This is a genomic window from Enterobacter sp. GD03975 (genome assembly GCF_029838645.1).
GTDB classification, from domain to species: Bacteria; Pseudomonadota; Gammaproteobacteria; order Enterobacterales; family Enterobacteriaceae; genus Enterobacter; species Enterobacter quasihormaechei.
This window is the reverse complement of the sequence record NZ_JAOBZC010000008.1, coordinates 112,541-134,520: the sequence shown is the minus strand read 5'-3', so window position 1 is coordinate 134,520 and position 21,980 is coordinate 112,541. Positions and strand designations below refer to the sequence as shown.

19 protein-coding genes are annotated in these 21,980 nt (G+C 56.1%); all 19 read left to right on the top strand.

Annotation, left to right across the window (positions count from 1 at the left end; genetic code table 11):
* Positions 1-43 precede the first annotated feature (43 nt).
* The 19 genes from ilvI (at position 44) to lpxC (ending at position 21,883) form a co-directional block, all read left to right on the top strand.
* Positions 44-1,768 (top strand): acetolactate synthase 3 large subunit, encoded by a 1,725-nt coding sequence (gene ilvI, locus N5C09_RS14555; RefSeq protein ID WP_279749292.1) that lies wholly within the window; start codon positions 44-46, stop codon positions 1,766-1,768.
* Between the two features lies 1 nt (position 1,769).
* Positions 1,770-2,264 carry an acetolactate synthase small subunit gene (gene ilvN / locus N5C09_RS14550; protein WP_001252742.1) on the top strand — a complete coding sequence of 165 codons (495 nt, stop codon included), beginning with the start codon at positions 1,770-1,772 and terminating at the stop codon, positions 2,262-2,264.
* A 175-nt stretch (positions 2,265-2,439) separates the two neighbouring features.
* Positions 2,440-3,444, top strand: coding sequence for a catabolite repressor/activator (cra, locus tag N5C09_RS14545; RefSeq protein ID WP_003856369.1), 1,005 nt, complete (start codon positions 2,440-2,442; stop codon positions 3,442-3,444).
* Positions 3,445-4,034: 590 nt separating this feature from the next.
* Positions 4,035-4,493 (top strand): division/cell wall cluster transcriptional repressor MraZ, encoded by a 459-nt coding sequence (gene mraZ, locus N5C09_RS14540; protein ID WP_014830641.1) that lies wholly within the window; start codon positions 4,035-4,037, stop codon positions 4,491-4,493.
* A gap of 2 nt (positions 4,494-4,495) precedes the next feature.
* A complete protein-coding gene (gene rsmH / locus N5C09_RS14535) occupies positions 4,496-5,437 on the top strand; it encodes a 16S rRNA (cytosine(1402)-N(4))-methyltransferase RsmH (protein ID WP_279749290.1) in 942 nt (313 codons plus the stop codon).
* Positions 5,434-5,799, top strand: a complete 366-nt coding sequence (ftsL, locus tag N5C09_RS14530; protein ID WP_063450662.1) for a cell division protein FtsL — start codon at positions 5,434-5,436, stop codon at positions 5,797-5,799. The genes rsmH and ftsL overlap by 4 nt, the downstream gene beginning before the upstream one ends.
* 15 nt (positions 5,800-5,814) lie before the next feature.
* Positions 5,815-7,581: a peptidoglycan glycosyltransferase FtsI gene (gene ftsI, locus N5C09_RS14525; protein WP_063450661.1), complete on the top strand. Its 1,767-nt coding sequence runs from the start codon at positions 5,815-5,817 to the stop codon at positions 7,579-7,581.
* Entirely contained in the window at positions 7,568-9,055 is a 1,488-nt protein-coding gene (gene murE, locus N5C09_RS14520) for a UDP-N-acetylmuramoyl-L-alanyl-D-glutamate--2,6-diaminopimelate ligase (RefSeq protein ID WP_279749289.1), read from the top strand. Before ftsI ends, murE begins: the two co-directional genes overlap by 14 nt.
* Complete coding sequence (gene murF, locus N5C09_RS14515) at positions 9,052-10,410, top strand: UDP-N-acetylmuramoyl-tripeptide--D-alanyl-D-alanine ligase (protein WP_112791986.1); 1,359 nt, start codon at positions 9,052-9,054, stop codon at positions 10,408-10,410. Before murE ends, murF begins: the two co-directional genes overlap by 4 nt.
* Positions 10,404-11,486: a phospho-N-acetylmuramoyl-pentapeptide-transferase gene (mraY, locus tag N5C09_RS14510; protein ID WP_003856353.1), complete on the top strand. Its 1,083-nt coding sequence runs from the start codon at positions 10,404-10,406 to the stop codon at positions 11,484-11,486. Before murF ends, mraY begins: the two co-directional genes overlap by 7 nt.
* A 2-nt stretch (positions 11,487-11,488) precedes the next feature.
* Positions 11,489-12,805 (top strand): UDP-N-acetylmuramoyl-L-alanine--D-glutamate ligase, encoded by a 1,317-nt coding sequence (gene murD, locus N5C09_RS14505; RefSeq protein WP_279749288.1) that lies wholly within the window; start codon positions 11,489-11,491, stop codon positions 12,803-12,805.
* Positions 12,805-14,049, top strand: coding sequence for a cell division protein FtsW (ftsW, locus tag N5C09_RS14500; protein WP_063450657.1), 1,245 nt, complete (start codon positions 12,805-12,807; stop codon positions 14,047-14,049). The genes murD and ftsW overlap by 1 nt, the downstream gene beginning before the upstream one ends.
* Positions 14,046-15,110 carry an undecaprenyldiphospho-muramoylpentapeptide beta-N-acetylglucosaminyltransferase gene (gene murG, locus N5C09_RS14495; protein ID WP_279749287.1) on the top strand — a complete coding sequence of 355 codons (1,065 nt, stop codon included), beginning with the start codon at positions 14,046-14,048 and terminating at the stop codon, positions 15,108-15,110. The genes ftsW and murG overlap by 4 nt, the downstream gene beginning before the upstream one ends.
* Positions 15,111-15,169: 59 nt before the next feature.
* The gene (murC, locus tag N5C09_RS14490) at positions 15,170-16,645 is read left to right on the top strand and encodes a UDP-N-acetylmuramate--L-alanine ligase (protein WP_063450655.1); all 1,476 of its coding nucleotides are present in this window, start codon (positions 15,170-15,172) and stop codon (positions 16,643-16,645) included.
* The gene (locus N5C09_RS14485) at positions 16,638-17,558 is read left to right on the top strand and encodes a D-alanine--D-alanine ligase (RefSeq protein ID WP_279749286.1); all 921 of its coding nucleotides are present in this window, start codon (positions 16,638-16,640) and stop codon (positions 17,556-17,558) included. The genes murC and N5C09_RS14485 overlap by 8 nt, the downstream gene beginning before the upstream one ends.
* Before the next feature lies 1 nt (position 17,559).
* Entirely contained in the window at positions 17,560-18,399 is an 840-nt protein-coding gene (gene ftsQ / locus N5C09_RS14480; protein ID WP_063450653.1) for a cell division protein FtsQ, read from the top strand.
* Positions 18,396-19,652 carry a cell division protein FtsA gene (gene ftsA, locus N5C09_RS14475; RefSeq protein WP_003856340.1) on the top strand — a complete coding sequence of 419 codons (1,257 nt, stop codon included), beginning with the start codon at positions 18,396-18,398 and terminating at the stop codon, positions 19,650-19,652. The genes ftsQ and ftsA overlap by 4 nt, the downstream gene beginning before the upstream one ends.
* Positions 19,653-19,712: 60 nt before the next feature.
* Positions 19,713-20,864: a cell division protein FtsZ gene (ftsZ, locus tag N5C09_RS14470; protein ID WP_003856338.1), complete on the top strand. Its 1,152-nt coding sequence runs from the start codon at positions 19,713-19,715 to the stop codon at positions 20,862-20,864.
* A gap of 101 nt (positions 20,865-20,965) precedes the next feature.
* Positions 20,966-21,883, top strand: a complete 918-nt coding sequence (gene lpxC / locus N5C09_RS14465; protein ID WP_279749285.1) for a UDP-3-O-acyl-N-acetylglucosamine deacetylase — start codon at positions 20,966-20,968, stop codon at positions 21,881-21,883.
* Positions 21,884-21,980 lie beyond the last annotated feature (97 nt).

The window sequence follows — 21,980 nt, the reverse complement described above, 5'->3', positions numbered from 1 at the left end:
TGAATTCTGTAGACCGTCTATAACAAAAGCCTGGAGGCAAAGCATGGAGATGTTGTCTGGCGCGGAAATGGTCGTCCGATCGCTTATCGATCAGGGCGTGAAGCAGGTGTTCGGCTATCCTGGAGGCGCGGTTCTCGATATCTATGACGCGCTGCACACGGTAGGCGGTATCGATCATGTTCTGGTTCGTCATGAGCAGGCCGCTGTGCATATGGCTGACGGTCTGGCCCGCGCCACGGGCGAAGTGGGTGTTGTGCTGGTCACTTCCGGGCCGGGGGCGACCAATGCCATTACCGGCATCGCGACGGCGTATATGGATTCCATTCCGCTGGTCATTCTTTCCGGACAGGTGGCGACGTCACTGATTGGCTATGATGCGTTTCAGGAGTGCGACATGGTGGGGATCTCACGCCCCGTGGTGAAGCACAGCTTTCTGGTTAAGCAAACTGAAGACATCCCGGGCGTACTGAAAAAAGCCTTCTGGCTGGCCGCCAGCGGTCGTCCCGGGCCCGTAGTTGTCGATCTGCCAAAAGATATTCTCAACCCGGCGAACAAACTGCCTTACCTGTGGCCTGAGTCGGTGAGCATGCGTTCGTATAATCCAACGACGCAAGGGCACAAAGGACAGATTAAGCGTGCGCTGCAAACGCTGCTGGCTGCGAAAAAGCCGGTGGTCTATGTGGGCGGCGGCGCCGTCAATGCGGCCTGTGAAACGCAACTACGCGAACTGATCGAGAAGCTTAATCTTCCTGTCGCGTCATCGCTGATGGGGCTGGGGGCATTCCCGGCTACCCACCGTCAGGCGCTGGGCATGCTGGGTATGCATGGCACCTATGAAGCCAATATGACAATGCACAACGCTGACGTGATTTTTGCCGTCGGCGTGCGTTTTGACGATCGCACCACCAATAACCTGGCGAAATACTGCCCGAATGCGACGGTGTTGCATATTGATATCGATCCTACCTCTATTTCTAAAACGGTGCCGGCGGATGTACCGATCGTAGGTGACGCTCGTCAGGTGCTGGAGCAGATGTTAGATCTGCTGGCGCAGGAATCCGCGTCTCAACCCCTGGACGAGATCCGCGACTGGTGGCAGCAAATCGAGCTATGGCGGAGCCGTCAGTGCCTTAAATACGACACGCAGAGTGAGAGCATCAAGCCGCAGGCGGTGATCGAGACGATCTGGCGTCTGACGAACGGCGATGCGTATGTAACGTCTGACGTGGGCCAGCATCAGATGTTCGCTGCGCTGTATTACCCGTTTGATAAACCGCGTCGCTGGATCAACTCAGGCGGGCTGGGCACGATGGGCTTTGGCCTGCCCGCCGCGCTGGGGGTAAAGCTGGCGCTGCCGAACGAAACGGTCATCTGCGTGACGGGTGACGGCAGTATTCAGATGAATATTCAGGAGCTTTCTACCGCGCTGCAATATGAGCTGCCAGTGCTGGTGCTGAATCTGAATAACGGTTATCTCGGGATGGTGAAGCAGTGGCAGGATATGATTTATTCCGGCCGTCACTCTCAGTCTTATATGAGGTCACTTCCGGATTTTGTCCGTCTGGCTGAAGCCTATGGCCATATTGGCATGCGGGTAACCGATCCGTCAGAGCTGGAAGCGAAGCTCGGCGAAGCGCTTGAGCACGTTAAAAGCAATCGCCTCGTCTTCATGGACGTGATCGTTGACGGCTCAGAACACGTTTATCCGATGCATATTCGCGGCGGTGGTATGGATGAAATGTGGTTAAGCAAAACGGAGAGAACCTGATATGCGCCGGATATTATCTGTATTACTGGAAAATGAGTCGGGCGCACTGTCGCGCGTCATTGGGCTTTTTGCGCAGCGTGGCTACAACATTGAAAGCCTGACCGTTGCACCGACCGACGATCCCACGCTCTCCCGCATGACGATCCAGACCGTCGGCGATGCGAAAGTGCTTGAGCAGATCGAAAAGCAGCTGCATAAGCTGGTGGACGTGTTGCGCGTCAGCGAGCTGGGGCAGGGGGCTTACGTTGAACGTGAAGTGATGCTGGTGAAAATCCAGGCCAGCGGTTACGGCCGTGAAGAGGTCAAACGCAACACGGATATCTTCCGTGGGCAGATCATCGACGTCACGCCTTCTATATATACTGTGCAGCTTGCCGGAACGAGCGATAAGCTGGACGCATTCCTGGCGTCTGTCAGGGATGTGGCAAAAATAGTTGAAGTTGCGCGCTCTGGTGTTGTTGGCCTCTCGCGCGGCGATAAAATCATGCGTGAGTAGCGCAAAAGGTTCGCCTCTTTCAGCCCGGTAGCCAAAGCCGGGCTTTTTTTTGCGTAATCCGCCGACAACGCAGACAAAAGCGGTTGCCGTGAAGGCTATTCTGCGTTTAGATGTTAAAATATTTAACCATAACCTTGACAGGGCCATGGACTTTTTTCTTTTTTGAGAGGCAATTGTGAAACTGGATGAAATCGCCCGGCTCGCCGGCGTGTCGAGAACCACGGCCAGCTATGTGATTAACGGTAAAGCAAAGCAGTATCGTGTCAGCGATAAGACCGTTGAGAAAGTGATGGCAGTCGTTCGTGAGCATAATTACCATCCGAATGCTGTCGCCGCAGGTTTACGTGCCGGGCGCACCCGCTCGATTGGCCTGGTGATCCCGGACCTGGAAAACACCAGCTACACCCGCATCGCCAACTATCTGGAACGTCAGGCTCGCCAGCGTGGCTATCAGCTGCTGATTGCCTGCTCCGAGGATCAGCCCGACAACGAAATGCGTTGCATTGAGCATCTGCTGCAACGTCAGGTTGACGCCATCATCGTGTCGACCTCTTTACCACCGGAGCATCCTTTCTATCAGCGCTGGGCGAACGATCCGTTCCCTATTGTGGCGCTGGATCGTGCGCTTGACCGTGAGCATTTCACAAGCGTAGTGGGTGCCGATCAGGACGATGCAGAAATGCTGGCTGCCGAGCTGCGTACCTTCCCCGCTGAAACGGTGCTGTATCTGGGGGCGTTGCCTGAACTCTCCGTGAGCTTCCTGCGTGAACAAGGGTTCCGTACCGCATGGAAAGACGATCCGCGTGACGTTCACTATCTGTATGCCAACAGCTATGAGCGCGAAGCGGCTGCTCAGCTGTTCGAAAAATGGCTGGAAACGCACCCCATGCCGCAGGCCCTGTTTACCACCTCGTTTGCCCTGTTGCAGGGGGTCATGGACGTCACATTACGTCGCGATGGCAAGCTGCCATCCGATCTGGCGATTGCGACCTTCGGCGATAACGAACTGCTCGACTTCCTGCAATGTCCGGTGCTGGCCGTGGCCCAGCGTCACCGCGACGTCGCCGAGCGGGTGCTGGAGATCGTTCTGGCAAGCCTGGATGAACCCCGTAAGCCGAAACCCGGGCTGACGCGCATCAAACGTAATCTCTATCGGCGCGGAATTTTGAGCCGTCATTAATATCTCAGCGGGGGGAGTGAAAACTGCCCCCTAGCTGTACATTTATTACGTAAATTAAAATCCGGATAAAAATTAAGATTATTCCTTATGAAAGATAGCCTGCTATTTTTCTGAATCTTTTTTTGCTTATAAAAGACCTTTTATTACTCTATAAAAGATTTTGTTTGTATTGTTTTGTTACAAACAGGCGCCAGCCGATGAATATTCAGCCATTTTTTAAAACGTCTCCAGCCCTTAAGGCACCTGAAGGGCACCTTATCGCCTTATCGCTCATCTGAGGCTGTCATCACCCGCCAATATGCCTTAAAATGCTGCCCGCGTCGCAAACTGACACTTTATATTTCCTTGCGATGATATTGAGTGACTCTTAACGCTCGTGTGCATATTCGGTTTTTTTCTTACAAATATTCATAACGTTAATTTTGCCTCGCCAGTTGTGTAGTTATTAGCCAGGTCACTCTTGCTCTGTAAATACGGTGCTTTCGCCCCGGTATAGAGAGAGTCCTGGCTTGACAAGCTTTTCCCTCGCTCCGTAAACTCCTTCAGGTGGGAATTTGTGGGTTAAAGTGGTGAGGAGGGGTGAGGCTGGCATGTTCCGTGGAGCAACGTTAGTCAATCTCGACAGCAAAGGGCGTTTATCGGTACCAACCCGATACCGCGACCAGCTGATCGAGAACGCTTCGGGTCAACTGGTTTGCACCATTGACATCAACTCCCCCTGCCTGCTGCTTTACCCTTTGCCTGAATGGGAAATCATTGAGCAAAAGCTGTCACGACTGTCGAGCATGAACCCGCAGGAACGCCGTGTGCAGCGGCTGTTATTGGGTCATGCCAGTGAATGTCAGATGGATAGCGCCGGGCGATTATTGATTGCGCCGGTGTTGCGGCAACATGCTGGTCTGACAAAAGAAGTGATGCTGGTCGGGCAGTTCAACAAGTTTGAACTGTGGGACGAAACGACCTGGTATCAACAGGTCAAGGAAGATATCGACGCTGAGCAATCTGATTCCGCAACATTGTCGGAACGGTTGCAGGACTTGTCACTATAAATATGATGGAAAATTATAAACATACAACGGTGCTGCTGGACGAGGCCGTTAACGGCCTGAATATTCGTCCGGACGGCATCTATATCGATGGCACTTTTGGTCGCGGTGGTCACTCGCGTTTGATTCTCTCTCAGCTTGGAGCGGAAGGACGCCTGCTGGCAATTGACCGCGATCCGCAGGCGATTGCCGTTGCGCAAACCATCGATGATCCTCGCTTTTCCATCGTGCATGGACCTTTCTCTGCGCTTGCGGATTATGTTGCCGAGCGCGACCTGACCGGCAAAATCGACGGGATCCTCCTCGATCTTGGCGTCTCTTCACCACAGCTTGATGATGCAGAACGCGGCTTCTCCTTTATGCGCGACGGTCCGCTGGATATGCGTATGGACCCCACCCGCGGTCAGTCTGCCGCCGAGTGGTTACAAACCGCCGACGAAGCGGATATCGCCTGGGTGATTAAAACCTTCGGCGAAGAGCGTTTTGGCAAACGTATCGCGCGCGCCATCGTTGAGCGCAACCGTATTGAGCCAATGACTCGCACCAAAGAGCTGGCAGAAGTCATCGCGGCGGCAACGCCGGTGAAGGATAAGCACAAACATCCTGCGACCCGTACCTTCCAGGCGGTTCGCATCTGGGTAAACAGTGAACTGGAGGAAATAGAGCTGGCGCTAAAAAGCTCGCTCGACGTGCTGGCCCCGGGTGGGCGGTTATCCATCATCAGCTTCCATTCGCTGGAAGATCGCATCGTGAAGCGTTTTATGCGTGAACAGAGCCGCGGTCCACAGGTTCCAGCGGGGCTGCCGATGACGGAAGAACAACTCAGTAAACTGGGCGGCCGTCAGTTGCGAGCATTAGGCAAGTTGATGCCGGGCGAAGAAGAGGTGGCAGAGAATCCACGTGCCCGTAGTTCAGTGCTGCGCATTGCAGAGAGGACGAACGCATGATCGGCAGAGTGACAGAGACCCTAAGCAAAGTTAAGGGATCGTTAGGAAGCAACGAGCGCCATGCCTTGCCTGGCGTGATCGGCGACGATCTTTTGCGGTTTGGGAAGCTGCCACTCTGCTTGTTCATTTGCATCATTGTGACGGCAATCATGGTGGTCACTACCGCGCACCATACCCGTTTATTGACTGCGCAGCGCGAGCAGATGGTGCTGGAGCGCGATGCGCTGGATATTGAATGGCGAAACCTGATCCTTGAAGAAAATGCGCTCGGCGATCACAGCCGGGTTGAACGGATCGCAACGGAAAAGCTGCAATTGCAGCATGTTGATCCTTCGCAGGAAAATATCGTAGTACAAAAATAAGGGAAAACGCGACGCATGAAAGCAGCGGCAAAAACGCTAAAACCAAAACGTCAGGAAGAACAGGCCAACTTTGTCAGTTGGCGTTTTGCGTTGCTTTGCGGCTGCATTTTACTGGCGCTGGGTTTCCTGCTGGGCCGCGTGGCGTGGCTGCAAATCATCGCCCCCGACATGCTGGTACGTCAGGGTGATATGCGTTCTCTGCGCGTGCAGGAAGTCTCTACCTCTCGTGGGATGATCACCGACCGCTCCGGCCGTCCGCTGGCGGTAAGCGTGCCGGTGAAGGCAATCTGGGCCGATCCGAAGGAACTGCACGACGCCGGCGGGATCTCGCTGGATAACCGCTGGAAGGCGCTCGCAGACGCGTTAAAAATGCCGCTGGACCAGCTGGCTTCCCGCGTGAATGCCAACCCGAAAGGGCGCTTTATCTATCTGGCCCGTCAGGTAAACCCTGATATGGCTGACTATATTAAAAAGCTGAAGCTGCCGGGCATTCATCTTCGTGAAGAATCCCGCCGCTACTATCCTTCCGGCGAAGTAACCGCTCACCTCATTGGCTTCACTAACGTCGACAGCCAGGGGATCGAGGGCGTTGAAAAAAGCTTCGATAAATGGCTGACCGGCCAGCCCGGCGAGCGAATCGTACGTAAAGACCGCTATGGCCGCGTCATTGAAGACATTTCCTCGACAGACAGTCAGGCCGCGCACAACCTTGCTCTGAGTATTGATGAGCGCTTGCAGGCGCTGGTCTACCGCGAGCTGAACAACGCCGTGGCGTTTAACAAAGCGGAATCGGGCAGTGCCGTGCTGGTGGATGTGGCGACAGGTGAAGTGCTGGCGATGGCCAGTAGCCCTTCATACAACCCAAATAATTTTGCCGGTACAGCAAAAGATGCGATGCGTAACCGCTCAATCACCGATGTGTTTGAACCCGGCTCAACCGTAAAACCGATGGTGGTGATGACGGCTCTACAGCGAGGCATCGTCAACGAAAATACCGTTCTGAATACCATCCCTTACCGAATTAACGGTCACGAAATCAAAGACGTGGCGCGGTACAGCGAACTGACCCTGACCGGGGTCTTACAGAAGTCGAGTAACGTCGGTGTGTCAAAGCTGGCGTTAGCGATGCCGTCCTCAGCGTTAGTAGATACTTATTCACGTTTTGGGCTGGGAAAGGCGACCAATTTGGGGTTGGTCGGAGAACGCAGTGGCTTATATCCTCAAAAACAACGGTGGTCTGACATAGAGAGGGCCACCTTCTCTTTCGGCTACGGGCTAATGGTAACCCCGTTACAGTTAGCGCGAGTCTACGCAACGATTGGCAGCTATGGCATTTATCGCCCGCTGTCGATCACCAAAGTTGATCCACCGGTTCCGGGTGAGCGTGTTTTCCCTGAATCTATCGTGCGTACCGTTGTGCATATGATGGAAAGCGTTGCGCTGCCTGGCGGTGGCGGCGTGAAGGCCGCGATTAAGGGCTACCGTATCGCCATTAAAACCGGTACGGCTAAAAAAGTGGGGCCGGACGGCCGCTATATCAACAAATACATTGCCTATACCGCAGGCGTAGCGCCTGCAAGCAATCCGCGTTTTGCGCTGGTGGTTGTCATTAACGATCCGCAGGCGGGTAAGTACTACGGCGGCGCCGTCTCCGCGCCTGTATTCGGGGCTATTATGGGCGGCGTGTTGCGCACCATGAATATTGAACCGGATGCGCTGGCGACGGGCGAAAAAAGTGAATTTGTAATTAATCAAGGCGAGGGAACAGGTGGCAGATCGTAATTTGCGCGACCTTCTTGCTCCGTGGGTGCCAATGCTACCTGCGCGAGCACTGCGAGAGATGGTACTGGACAGCCGCGTAGCGGCTGCTGGCGATCTTTTTGTGGCAGTGGTAGGTCATCAGGCGGACGGGCGTCGTTATATCCCGCAGGCGATTGCGCAAGGTGTTGCTGCCGTTATTGCTGAGGCCAAAGATGAGGCAACAGACGGTGAGATCCGTGAAATGCACGGCGTGCCGGTCATCTATCTCAGCCAGCTGAATGAGCGTCTCTCCGCGCTGGCAGGACGTTTTTACCACGAACCTTCCGACCAGTTAAAGCTGGTTGGTGTGACAGGAACCAACGGAAAAACCACCACAACCCAGCTGATGGCGCAGTGGGCGCAGCTGCTGGGCGAAACCGGCGCCGTCATGGGCACGGTGGGGAACGGTCTTCTGGGCAAAGTCAGCCCGACGGAAAACACCACCGGCTCGGCGGTTGACGTGCAGCGTGTGCTGGCGGGCCTTGCAGAGCAGGGGGCGACCTTTGCCGCGATGGAAGTCTCTTCCCATGGCCTGGTACAACATCGCGTGGCGGCGCTGAAATTTGCCGCCTCCGTTTTTACCAACCTGAGCCGCGATCACCTTGATTATCACGGTGATATGGAACACTACGAAGCGGCGAAATGGCTGCTCTATTCCACTCACCACCACGGACAGGCGATCATTAACGCCGACGACGAAGTCGGTCGCCGCTGGCTGGAAAAACTGCCGGATGCGGTAGCGGTGTCGATGGAAGATCATATTAACCCGAACTGCCGTGGCCGCTGGCTGAAGGCGGTCGAGGTGAACTACCACGATAGCGGGGCGACGATCCGCTTTACTTCCACCTGGGGCGACGGTGAGATCGAAAGCCGCCTGATGGGGGCCTTTAACGTCAGCAACCTGCTGCTGGCGCTGGCGACGCTGCTGGCGCTGGGGTACCCGATGGCGGAGCTGCTGAAAACGGCTGAGCGTCTGCAACCGGTTTGTGGCCGAATGGAAGTGTTCAGCGCACCGGGCAAGCCGACGGTGGTGGTGGATTACGCCCACACGCCGGATGCGCTGGAAAAAGCGCTGGAAGCGGCGCGTCTGCACTGCGCAGGCAAGCTCTGGTGCGTATTTGGCTGCGGCGGCGATCGCGACAAGGGCAAACGACCGCTGATGGGCGCGATTGCCGAGCAGTTCGCGGATATTCCGGTGGTGACCGATGACAACCCGCGTACCGAAGAGCCGCGTGCCATTATCAACGACATTCTGGCCGGCATGCTGGATGCGGGCCGCGCGCGCGTGGTCGAAGGCCGTGCGGAGGCCGTGACTAACGCCATTATGCAGGCGCAGGAGAATGATGTGGTTCTGCTGGCCGGTAAGGGTCATGAAGATTATCAGATAGTCGGCAATCGTCGTCTGGATTACTCGGACCGCGTGACGGCAGCGCGTCTGCTGGGAGTGGTGGCATGATTAGCATTACCTTAAGCCAGGCCGCTGCGGTATTGCAGGGGGCACTGCATGGTCAGGATCTGACCATCGAGGCCGTGACGACCGACACCCGTAAAGTGACTGCGGGCTGCCTGTTTGTGGCGCTGAAGGGCGAACGTTTTGACGCCCACGATTTTGCACAGCAGGCCAAAGATAACGGCGCCGGCGCGCTGCTGGTCAGCCGCAAGCTCGATATCGATCTGCCGCAGATTGTGGTGAAAGATACGCGCCTGGCGTTTGGCGAGCTGGCGGCATGGGTTCGCCAGCAGGTGCCGACCCGCGTAGTGGCGCTGACGGGCTCGTCGGGAAAAACCTCCGTTAAGGAGATGACGGCTGCCATCCTCAGCCAGTGCGGCAACACGCTTTATACGGCGGGCAACCTTAATAACGACATCGGCGTGCCGATGACGCTGCTGCGCCTGAGCAAAGAGCATGAATATGCGGTGATTGAGTTAGGGGCTAACCACCAGGGCGAAATCGCCTGGACCGTGAGCCTGACGCGTCCGGAAGCGGCGCTGGTGAATAACCTGGCGGCGGCACATCTTGAAGGTTTTGGTTCGCTGCAAGGCGTGGCGAAAGCGAAAGGTGAAATCTATACCGGCCTGCCGGATGACGGCATCGCCATCATGAACGCCGATAACAACGACTGGCTGAACTGGCAGAACATCATTGGTTCACGCAAGACATGGCGCTTCTCGCCAAACGCGGCAAACAGCGATTTTTCGGCGACCAACATTCATGTGACGTCACACGGTACTGAGTTCACCCTCTCTACCCCAACGGGCGACATTGACGTGCTGCTCCCGCTGCCGGGTCGTCATAACATCGCCAACGCGCTTGCCGCGGCAGCGCTGTCGATGGCGGTAGGTGCTTCACACGATGCGATCAAAGCAGGTCTGGCAAACTTAAAGGCCGTGCCGGGACGTCTGTTCCCGATTCAGTTGGCTGAAAACAAACTGCTGCTGGATGACTCCTACAACGCCAACGTCGGCTCCATGACGGCGGCCGTGCAGGTACTGTCTGAAATGCCGGGCTATCGGGTGATGGTTGTGGGCGATATGGCCGAGCTGGGTGATGAAAGCGAAGCCTGCCATATTCAGGTTGGCGAAGCGGCGAAAGCGGCAGGACTTGACCGCGTACTGAGCGCCGGCACGCTGAGCAAGGCTATTTCTGATGCCAGTGAAGTTGGCGAACATTTTGCCGATAAATCTGCACTGATTGAACGCCTGAAGGCGCTGATTGCAGAAAAACAAATTGTGACTGTTTTAGTTAAAGGTTCACGTAGTGCCGCCATGGAAGAGGTTGTGCACGCATTACAGGAGAACGGGACATGTTAGTTTGGCTGGCCGAACATTTGGTCAAATATTATTCAGGCTTTAACGTCTTTTCCTATCTGACGTTTCGCGCCATCGTCAGCCTGCTGACTGCGCTGTTCATCTCGCTGTGGATGGGCCCGCGCATGATTGCCCGTCTGCAAAAACTCTCTTTCGGCCAGGTTGTGCGTAACGACGGTCCGGAATCGCATTTCAGCAAGCGCGGTACGCCGACCATGGGTGGGATCATGATCCTGACCGCGATTGTGGTGTCCGTTCTGCTGTGGGCATATCCGTCTAACCCGTACGTCTGGTGCGTGCTGACGGTTCTGGTTGGCTACGGGATCATCGGCTTCGTGGATGATTACCGCAAAGTCGTGCGCAAAGACACCAAAGGCCTGATCGCCCGCTGGAAGTATTTCTGGATGTCGGTGATTGCGCTGGGCGTGGCGTTCGCGCTGTACCTGGCGGGTAAAGACACCCCGGCCACCGAGCTGGTGGTGCCGTTCTTCAAAGACGTGATGCCGCAGCTGGGGCTGTTCTACATCCTGCTGGCCTATTTTGTCATCGTCGGCACCGGTAACGCCGTCAACCTGACCGATGGTCTGGATGGCCTGGCCATCATGCCAACCGTTTTTGTCGCCGGCGGTTTCGCGCTGGTAGCGTGGGCGACCGGTAACATGAACTTTGCTAACTACCTGCACATTCCGTACCTGCGTCACGCGGGTGAGCTGGTGATCGTCTGTACGGCGATTGTCGGGGCGGGTCTCGGCTTCCTGTGGTTCAACACCTATCCGGCGCAGGTCTTTATGGGCGACGTCGGTTCGCTGGCGCTGGGCGGCGCGCTGGGCATTATTGCGGTGCTGCTGCGTCAGGAGTTCCTGCTGGTGATCATGGGCGGTGTGTTTGTGGTTGAGACCCTGTCGGTGATTTTGCAGGTCGGTTCCTTCAAGCTGCGCGGTCAGCGCATCTTCCGTATGGCACCGATTCACCACCACTATGAACTGAAAGGCTGGCCGGAGCCGCGCGTCATTGTGCGCTTCTGGATTATTTCGCTGATGCTGGTGCTGATTGGCCTGGCAACGCTGAAGGTACGTTAATCATGGCAGATTACCAGGGCAAAAAAGTCGTTATCATCGGGTTGGGCCTGACTGGGCTCTCCTGCGTGGACTTTTTCCTTGCGCGTGGCGTGACGCCGCGCGTGATGGATACGCGTGTCTCTCCGCCGGGTCTGGACAAGCTGCCGGAGCAGGTTGAACGCCACCTGGGTGGTCTGAATGATGAGTGGCTGCTGGCCGCGGATCTGATTGTTGCCAGCCCGGGCATGGCGCTGGCGCACCCTTCGCTGAGCGCTGCGGCGGATGCCGGGGTTGAGATCGTTGGCGATATCGAACTGTTCTGCCGGGAGGCGCAGGCCCCGATCGTTGCCATTACCGGTTCAAACGGTAAAAGCACCGTCACCACGCTGGTGGGTGAGATGGCGAAAGCGGCGGGTAAAAATGTCGGCGTGGGCGGTAACATTGGTCTGCCCGCGTTGATGCTGCTCGATAAAGGGTGTGAGCTGTTTGTACTGGAGCTTTCCAGTTTCCAGCTGGAAACCACCACAAGCCTGCATGCGGCGGCGGCGACGATCCTTAACGTCACCGAAGATCATATGGACCGCTACCCGTTCGGCTTGCAGCAGTACCGCGCGGCCAAGCTGCGCGTCTATGAAAATGCCAACGTTTGCGTGGTGAACGCCGATGATGCGCTCACCATGCCGGTGCGCGGCGCGGACGATCGCTGCATTAGCTTCGGTATTAACATGGGTGACTATCACCTCAACCGTCAGCAGGGCGAAACCTGGCTGCGGGTGAAAGGTGAGAAGGTGCTGAACGTGAAAGAGATGATACTTTCTGGCCAGCATAACTACACTAATGCCCTGGCGGCGCTGGCGCTTGCGGATGCCGTTGGCCTGCCGCGATCGTCCAGCCTGAAAGCGCTGACCACCTTTACCGGCCTGGCGCACCGCTTCCAGCTGGCGCTGGAGCATAACGGCGTGCGCTGGATTAATGATTCCAAAGCCACCAACGTGGGCAGCACCGAAGCCGCGCTGAACGGCCTGTACGTTGACGGCACGCTGCACCTGCTGCTTGGCGGCGACGGTAAATCGGCCGACTTCTCCTCGCTGAAGCCGTATCTCGGCGGCGATAACGTGCGCCTGTACTGCTTTGGTCGCGATGGTCGCGAGCTGGCGGCGCTGCGTCCTGAGGTTGCCGAGCAAACCGAGACCATGGAGCAGGCGATGCGCCTTATTGCCCCGCGCGTGAAGCCCGGCGATATGGTGCTGCTGTCGCCTGCCTGCGCCAGCCTCGACCAATTTAAGAATTTCGAACAGCGGGGCGATCTCTTTACCCGCCTGGCGAAGGAGTTAGGCTGATGCGTTTTTCACTCCCTCGCCTGAGAATGCCGCGCCTGCCAGGATTTGGCATCCTGGTGTGGCTGTTTGAGGCGCTGAAAGGCTGGGTGATGGCTTCCCGGGATAAAGATTCCGACAGCCTGATCATGTATGACCGTATGCTGTTCTGGCTCACGCTGGGGCTGGCAGCAATCGGCTTTATCATGGTCACCTCGGCGTCAATGCCCGTTGGACAACGTCTGGCAAACGATCCGTTCCTGTTTGCCAAGCGTGACGGGCTGTACATCATTCTGGCGTTCTGCCTGGCGATGATCACCTTACGCCTGCCGATGACGTTCTGGCAGCGGCACAGTACGGCCATGCTGATTGCGTCGATTATTATGCTGCTGATTGTACTGGTAGTCGGGAGCTCCGTTAACGGGGCATCGCGCTGGATCGCCTTTGGTCCACTGCGTATTCAGCCTGCGGAGTTCACCAAGCTCTCTCTGTTCTGCTACCTCGCGAACTACCTGGTGCGTAAAGTCGACGAAGTTCGTAACAACCTGCGCGGCTTCTTAAAACCGATGGGCGTGATTCTGGTGCTCGCGATCCTGCTGCTGGCGCAGCCCGACCTCGGTACGGTAGTCGTACTGTTTGTCACAACGCTGGCGATGCTGTTCCTGGCGGGCGCAAAGCTGTGGCAGTTCATCGCCATTATCGGAATGGGGATCTCGGCGGTTGTGCTGCTGATCCTGGCCGAGCCATACCGTATCCGCCGCGTAACCTCGTTCTGGAACCCGTGGGAAGATCCGTTCGGCAGCGGCTATCAGCTGACGCAGTCGCTGATGGCGTTTGGTCGCGGCGAAGTCTGGGGACAAGGCCTGGGCAACTCGGTGCAAAAACTGGAGTATTTACCGGAGGCGCACACCGACTTCATCTTCTCCATTATTGGGGAAGAACTGGGTTATATCGGTGTGGTATTGGCGCTATTAATGGTATTCTTCGTCGCTTTCCGCGCCATGTCGATTGGCCGTAAAGCGCTGGAGATCGATCATCGCTTCTCCGGTTTCCTGGCCTGCTCAATTGGTATCTGGTTTAGCTTCCAGGCGCTGGTAAACGTTGGGGCCGCAGCGGGTATGCTGCCAACCAAAGGCCTGACGCTGCCGCTGATCAGTTATGGTGGTTCGAGTCTGTTGATCATGTCGACGGCCATCATGTTTTTGTTACGCATAGATTATGAAACGCGTCTGGAGAAAGCCCAGGCGTTTACACGAGGTTCACGATGAATCAACCGAAGCGGTTAATGGTGATGGCAGGCGGTACCGGCGGACACGTGTTCCCGGGGCTGGCGGTTGCGCACCATTTAATGGATCAGGGCTGGCAGGTACGCTGGCTGGGAACCGCAGACCGCATGGAGGCCGACCTGGTACCGAAGCACGGTATCGAGATCGACTTTATTCGTATTTCCGGCCTTCGTGGCAAAGGGATTAAGGCGCTGCTGCTGGCTCCGGTGCGTATTTTCAACGCCTGGCGTCAGGCGCGCGCCATTATGAAGCGTTTTAAGCCTGACGTCGTACTGGGTATGGGCGGTTACGTTTCCGGTCCTGGTGGGCTGGCGGCGTGGTCGCTGGGGATCCCCGTTGTTCTGCACGAGCAGAACGGTATTGCCGGTTTGACCAACAAATGGCTGGCGAAAATTGCCACCAAAGTGATGCAGGCCTTCCCTGGGGCATTCCCGAAAGCAGATGTCGTAGGGAACCCGGTGCGCGTAGACGTGCTGGCGCTGGCGCTGCCAGAGGTGCGTCTGGCCGGTCGCGAAGGACCGGTGCGTGTGCTGGTGGTTGGCGGTTCACAGGGCGCACGTATCTTAAACCAGACGATGCCGCAGGTTGCGGCAAAACTGGGTGATGCCGTGACCATCTGGCACCAGAGCGGGAAGGGCGCACAGCAGACCGTTGAGCAGGCCTACGCGACAGAAGGTCAGCCGCAGCATAAGGTCACTGAATTTATTGATGACATGGCCGCAGCCTATGCCTGGGCCGATGTCGTGGTCTGTCGTTCGGGCGCGCTGACGGTGAGCGAAATCGCTGCCGCCGGCCTGCCTGCGCTGTTCGTGCCGTTCCAGCACAAAGACAGACAGCAGTACTGGAATGCGCTGCCGCTGGAGAAAGCGGGCGCGGCGAAAATTTTTGAGCAGCCACAATTTACCGCTGAGGCGGTCGCCACTACCCTGGCGGGCTGGAACCGGGATGTATTACTGGAGATGGCGCAACGCGCGCGCGCGACCGCTATCCCGGATGCAACGGAACGGGTGGCAAAAGAAGTGAGCCTGGCAGCCCAGGCATAATTCTCGCAGCGCGTGTTGCGCTGCACGATTTTTTTGAAGTAGTCGATGGCGTTTAGAGAATGAATACACAACAACTGGCAAAACTGCGTTCTATCGTGCCCGAGATGCGTCGCGTCCGGCACATTCACTTTGTCGGCATCGGTGGTGCTGGCATGGGCGGTATTGCCGAAGTGTTAGCTAACGAAGGCTATCAGATCAGCGGGTCTGACCTGGCGCCAAACCCTGTTACGCAGCAGCTGGCGTCGCTTGGGGCGACTATCTATTTCAATCATCGCCCGGAAAACGTGAGCGATGCGAGCGTGGTGGTGGTATCCAGCGCAATCTCCGCAGATAACCCGGAAATCGTTGCCGCGCATGAGGCGCGTATTCCGGTGATCCGTCGCGCGGAAATGCTGGCGGAACTGATGCGTTTTCGTCACGGCATTGCGGTGGCCGGTACGCACGGCAAAACCACTACCACGGCGATGGTTTCCAGCATTTATGCGGAAGCGGGTCTCGATCCGACGTTCGTTAACGGTGGTCTGGTGAAAGCCGCTGGCGTACATGCGCGTCTGGGTCACAGCCGTTATCTGATTGCGGAAGCGGATGAGAGCGACGCGTCGTTCCTGCATCTGCAACCCATGGTGGCGATCGTCACCAATATCGAAGCTGACCATATGGATACCTACCAGGGCGACTTCGAGAACTTAAAGCAAACCTTTATTAATTTCCTGCACAATCTGCCGTTTTATGGCCGTGCGGTAATGTGCGTGGACGATCCGGTGATCCGCGAGCTGCTGCCGCGCGTCGGGCGTCAAATCACCACCTATGGTTTCAGCGAAGACGCTGACGTACGCGTAGAAGATTACAAGCAGATTGGTGCGCAGGGGCATTTCACCCTGGCACGTCAGGACAAAGACCTGCTGCGTGTCACCCTGAACGCGCCGGGACGCCACAACGCCCTGAATGCGGCTGCGGCCGTGGCGGTTGCGACAGAAGAAGGCATTGACGATGAGGCGATCCTGCGAGCGCTGGAAAGCTTCCAGGGAACGGGCCGTCGCTTCGACTTCCTCGGTGAATTCCCACTGGAGCCGGTAAACGGTAAGCCAGGTTCTGCGATGCTGGTAGACGACTACGGTCACCATCCGACCGAAGTGGACGCCACCATCAAAGCGGCACGCGCGGGTTGGCCAGAAAAGAATCTGGTTATGATCTTCCAGCCGCACCGTTACACGCGTACCCGCGATCTGTACGACGATTTTGCCAACGTGCTTTCGCAGGTCGATACCCTGCTGATGCTGGACGTTTATGCCGCAGGCGAAAATCCGATTCCGGGTGCGGACAGTCGTTCTTTATGTCGTACCATCCGTGGACGAGGTAAAGTGGATCCTATTCTGGTTCCCGACCCGGCACAGGTGGCAGAAATGCTTGCCCCGGTCCTGACAGGCAACGATCTGATCCTGATTCAGGGTGCGGGAAATATCGGCAAAATCGCCCGTACCTTAGCTGAAATCAAACTGAAGCCGCAAACTCAGGAGGACGAGCGTCATGGCTGATAAGATTGCTGTCCTGTTTGGCGGCACCTCCGCCGAACGCGAGGTTTCTCTGAATTCGGGCGCTGCCGTGCTGGCGGGCCTGCGTGAAGGGGGCGTCGACGCGCACCCGGTTGATCCGAAAGACGTAGACGTTACGCAGCTGAAAGCGATGGGCTTCGATAAAGCCTTCATCGCGTTGCACGGTCGCGGCGGTGAAGACGGCACGTTACAGGGGCTGCTGGAGCTTATCGGTATGCCGTATACCGGCAGCGGCGTGATGGCATCTGCCATTTCCATGGATAAACTGCGCAGCAAACTGCTGTGGCAGGGCGCGGGCCTGCCCGTTGCGCCATGGGTTGCACTGACGCGTCGCGAATATGAATTAGGCCTGTCGGACAGCGTTAATACACGCATTGCCGCGCTGGGCTTACCGGTTATTGTCAAGCCGAGCCGCGAAGGGTCGAGCGTGGGAATGTCCAAAGTGGATAAAGCTGACGATTTAGCGTCCGCTTTAGCATTGGCATTTCAACACGATGAAGAAGTATTGATTGAAAAATGGCTCAGCGGGCCGGAATTTACCGTCGCGATGCTTGGCGAAGAAATTTTACCGTCAATTCGCATCCAACCTGCGGGAGTCTTCTATGATTATGAGGCGAAGTATCTCTCTGATGAGACGCAATATTTCTGTCCTGGTGGCCTTGAAGCAGAACGCGAAGCCGAATTACAGTCTCTGGTGCTTAAAGCCTGGAATGTTCTGGGATGCCGTGGCTGGGGACGCATCGACGTGATGCTCGACGGTGACGGGAAATTTTATCTGCTGGAAGCAAACACGTCGCCGGGTATGACCAGTCATAGCCTTGTGCCAATGGCGGCGCGTCAGGCAGGAATGAGTTTCTCGCAGTTAGTCGTACGTATTCTGGACCAGGCGGGCTGATATGTCTCAGGCTGCATTGAACACGCGCAACCGCGAGGAAGAAGAATACACTTCTTCGCGCCGGAGTAATGGTACGCGTCTTGCAGGTATCATCTTCCTGCTCGGAGTGCTGTGCACCGTGTTTATCAGCGGCTGGATGGTGCTGGGCTGGATGGAAGACGCGCAGCGGTTGCCGCTGTCGAAGCTGGTGGTGACCGGGGAACGTCACTACACGCGTAACGATGACATTCGCCAGTCTATTCTGGCACTGGGGTCGCCTGGCACCTTTATGACGCAGGACGTCAACATTATCCAGAGTCAGATTGAACGTCTGCCCTGGATTAAACAGGCGAGTGTCAGAAAGCAATGGCCTGATGAATTGAAGATTCATCTGGTTGAATATGTGCCGATTGCGCGTTGGAATGATCAGCATATGGTTGACGTCGACGGAAATTCGTTCAGCGTCCCGAGCGATCGTGTCAACAAGCAGAATTTACCGATGTTGTATGGCCCGGAAGGAAGCGAAAACGAAGTCTTGCAGGGTTTTCGTGAGATGGGGCAGGTGCTGGCTAAGGATCGTTTTGCGTTAAAAGAAGCTGCGATGACGGCGCGCCGCTCCTGGCAGTTGACGCTTACGAACGGCATTAAGCTTAACCTTGGCCGCGGCGACACAATGAAACGTCTGGCGCGTTTTGTAGAACTTTACCCGGTTTTACAGCAGCAGGCGCAGACGGATGGCAAACGGATAAGCTACGTTGATTTGCGCTATGACTCAGGCGCAGCAGTCGGTTGGGAGCCGGCTCCGGTCGAGGAACCTAATCAGCAACAGAATCAGGCACAGGTACAGGCAGAACAACAATGATCAAGTCGACGGACAGAAAATTGGTAGTAGGACTGGAGATTGGCACCGCGAAGGTTGCCGCTTTAGTAGGGGAAGTTCTGCCCGACGGTATGGTCAATATCATTGGCGTGGGCAGCTGCCCGTCCCGTGGTATGGATAAAGGTGGGGTAAACGACCTTGAGTCGGTGGTGAAATGCGTTCAGCGCGCCATCGACCAGGCTGAATTGATGGCAGATTGCCAGATTTCCTCTGTCTATCTGGCCCTTTCTGGTAAGCACATCAGCTGCCAGAATGAAATCGGTATGGTGCCGATTTCCGAAGAAGAAGTGACGCAGGAAGACGTTGAGAACGTTGTCCACACGGCGAAATCCGTGCGCGTTCGCGACGAGCACCGAGTGCTGCATGTGATCCCGCAGGAATACGCGATCGACTACCAGGAAGGCATTAAGAATCCGGTCGGTCTGTCGGGCGTGCGTATGCAGGCAAAAGTGCACCTGATCACATGTCACAACGATATGGCGAAGAACATTGTAAAAGCCGTTGAACGTTGTGGCCTGAAAGTTGACCAACTTATTTTCGCCGGTCTTGCCGCGAGCTATTCCGTGCTGACCGAAGACGAACGTGAACTGGGCGTCTGTGTGGTGGATATTGGTGGTGGTACAATGGACATGGCTGTCTATACCGGCGGTGCGTTGCGCCACACCAAAGTGATCCCGTACGCCGGGAATGTGGTGACCAGCGATATCGCTTACGCCTTTGGTACGCCACCGAGCGACGCAGAGGCGATTAAAGTGCGCCATGGTTGCGCGCTGGGCTCTATCGTCGGTAAAGACGAAAGCGTTGAAGTGCCGAGCGTAGGTGGGCGACCGCCGCGCAGCCTGCAACGCCAGACCCTGGCAGAGGTGATTGAGCCGCGCTATACCGAGCTGCTCAACCTGGTCAACGAAGAGATTTTGCAGTTACAGGAACAGCTTCGCCAGCAGGGTGTGAAACATCATCTCGCGGCGGGGATTGTATTAACCGGCGGGGCAGCGCAAATTGAAGGTCTTGCGGCCTGCGCTCAGCGCGTGTTCCATACGCAGGTGCGTATCGGTGCGCCGCTGAATATTACCGGTTTAACGGATTATGCTCAGGAGCCGTACTATTCAACGGCGGTGGGCCTGCTGCACTACGGGAAAGAGTCACATTTAAGTGGTGAAGCAGAGGTGGAAAAACGCGTCTCGGTGGGGTCGTGGGTCAAACGACTTAACACCTGGTTGCGAAAAGAATTTTAATTTTTTAAGAGACCGGAGAGAATTAGCGGTCTCGGGCGACAGGCACAACGGAGAGAAACTATGTTTGAACCAATGGAATTAACCAACGACGCGGTGATTAAAGTCATCGGCGTCGGTGGCGGCGGCGGTAACGCCGTAGAGCATATGGTGCGCGAGCGCATTGAAGGTGTTGAATTCTTCGCGGTGAACACCGATGCACAGGCACTGCGTAAAACGGCTGTTGGCCAGACTATTCAGATAGGTGGTGGCATCACCAAAGGTCTGGGAGCAGGGGCTAACCCGGAAGTGGGCCGTAACGCGGCTGAAGAAGATCGTGAAGCGCTGCGCGCTGCACTGGACGGTGCTGACATGGTCTTCATCGCAGCGGGTATGGGCGGCGGTACAGGTACCGGTGCAGCACCTGTCGTCGCTGAAGTGGCTAAAGATTTAGGTATTCTGACCGTTGCTGTCGTGACCAAGCCTTTCAACTTTGAAGGCAAGAAGCGTATGGCTTTCGCGGAGCAGGGTATCACCGAGCTGTCCAAGCACGTGGACTCTCTGATTACCATCCCGAACGACAAGCTGCTGAAAGTGCTGGGTCGCGGTATTTCTCTGCTGGACGCCTTTGGCGCAGCAAACGACGTGCTGAAAGGCGCGGTTCAGGGTATCGCTGAACTGATTACCCGTCCTGGCCTGATGAACGTTGACTTTGCAGACGTTCGCACCGTGATGTCCGAAATGGGCTACGCGATGATGGGTTCTGGCGTGGCAAGCGGCGAAGACCGTGCGGAAGAAGCGGCTGAAATGGCGATCTCTTCTCCACTGCTGGAAGATATCGACCTGTCCGGTGCGCGCGGCGTGCTGGTCAACATTACCGCTGGCTTTGACCTGCGTCTGGATGAGTTCGAAACCGTGGGTAACACCATCCGTGCGTTCGCCTCTGACAACGCGACCGTGGTAATCGGTACGTCACTTGATCCGGAAATGAACGACGAGCTGCGTGTGACTGTTGTCGCCACCGGTATCGGTATGGACAAGCGTCCTGAGATCACCCTGGTAACCAACAAACAGACTCAGCAGCCGGTGATGGATCGTTACCAGCAGCACGGTATGGCGCCTCTGACTCAGGAGCAAAAACCAGCGGCAAAAGTGGTGAACGACCCGACTCCACAAACGGCAAAAGAGCCAGATTATCTGGATATCCCGGCGTTCCTGCGTAAGCAAGCTGACTAAGAATTGGCTGGAATTTGGGGATTTGCGCTCTTTGTGCTAAACTGGCCCACCGTTAGTGATATACACTCTCGGTTGGATAGTTAATTTGGCGAGATTATACGATGATCAAACAAAGGACACTTAAACGTATCGTTCAGGCGACGGGTGTCGGTTTACATACCGGCAAGAAAGTCACACTGACGTTACGCCCTGCGCCGGCCAATACCGGGGTCATCTATCGTCGCACCGACTTGAATCCACCGGTAGATTTTCCGGCCGATGCCAAATCTGTGCGTGATACTATGCTCTGTACTTGTCTGGTGAACGAGCATGACGTGCGGATTTCTACCGTAGAGCACCTGAACGCCGCCCTGGCGGGTCTGGGTATCGACAACATTATTATTGAAGTCGATGCGCCAGAAATCCCGATCATGGACGGGAGTGCTGCTCCGTTCGTTTATTTGCTGCTGGATGCCGGCATCGAAGAACTGAACTGCGCGAAGAAATTTGTTCGCATTAAAGAGACCGTTCGCGTCGAAGATGGCGACAAATGGGCTGAATTCAAACCGTACAATGGTTTCTCGTTGGACTTCACCATCGATTTTAACCACCCGGCGATTGATTCCAGCACCCAGCGCTACGCGATGAACTTCTCTGCGGATGCGTTTATGCGTCAGATCAGCCGAGCGCGTACCTTCGGCTTCATGCGTGATATCGAATATTTGCAGTCCCGCGGCCTGTGCCTGGGCGGCAGCTTCGATTGTGCCATCGTTGTTGACGATTATCGCGTACTGAACGAAGACGGCCTGCGTTTTGAAGATGAATTTGTTCGTCACAAAATGCTGGATGCGATCGGCGACCTCTTCATGTGTGGTCACAATATCATTGGTGCCTTTACCGCGTTTAAATCCGGTCATGCACTGAACAACAAACTGTTGCAGGCAGTCCTGGCAAAACAGGAAGCCTGGGAATATGTGACCTTCGAAGACGAAGCTGAACTGCCGCTGGCGTTCAAAGCACCGACTATGGTCCTGGCGTAACGGTTAAACCCGTTTCGTAAGAAAAGCGACTGGTTCACCTGGTACTCTCTCCGACCAGGGAAGCCAGTCGTTTTTATTTCTACCTTTCTTTGATTTG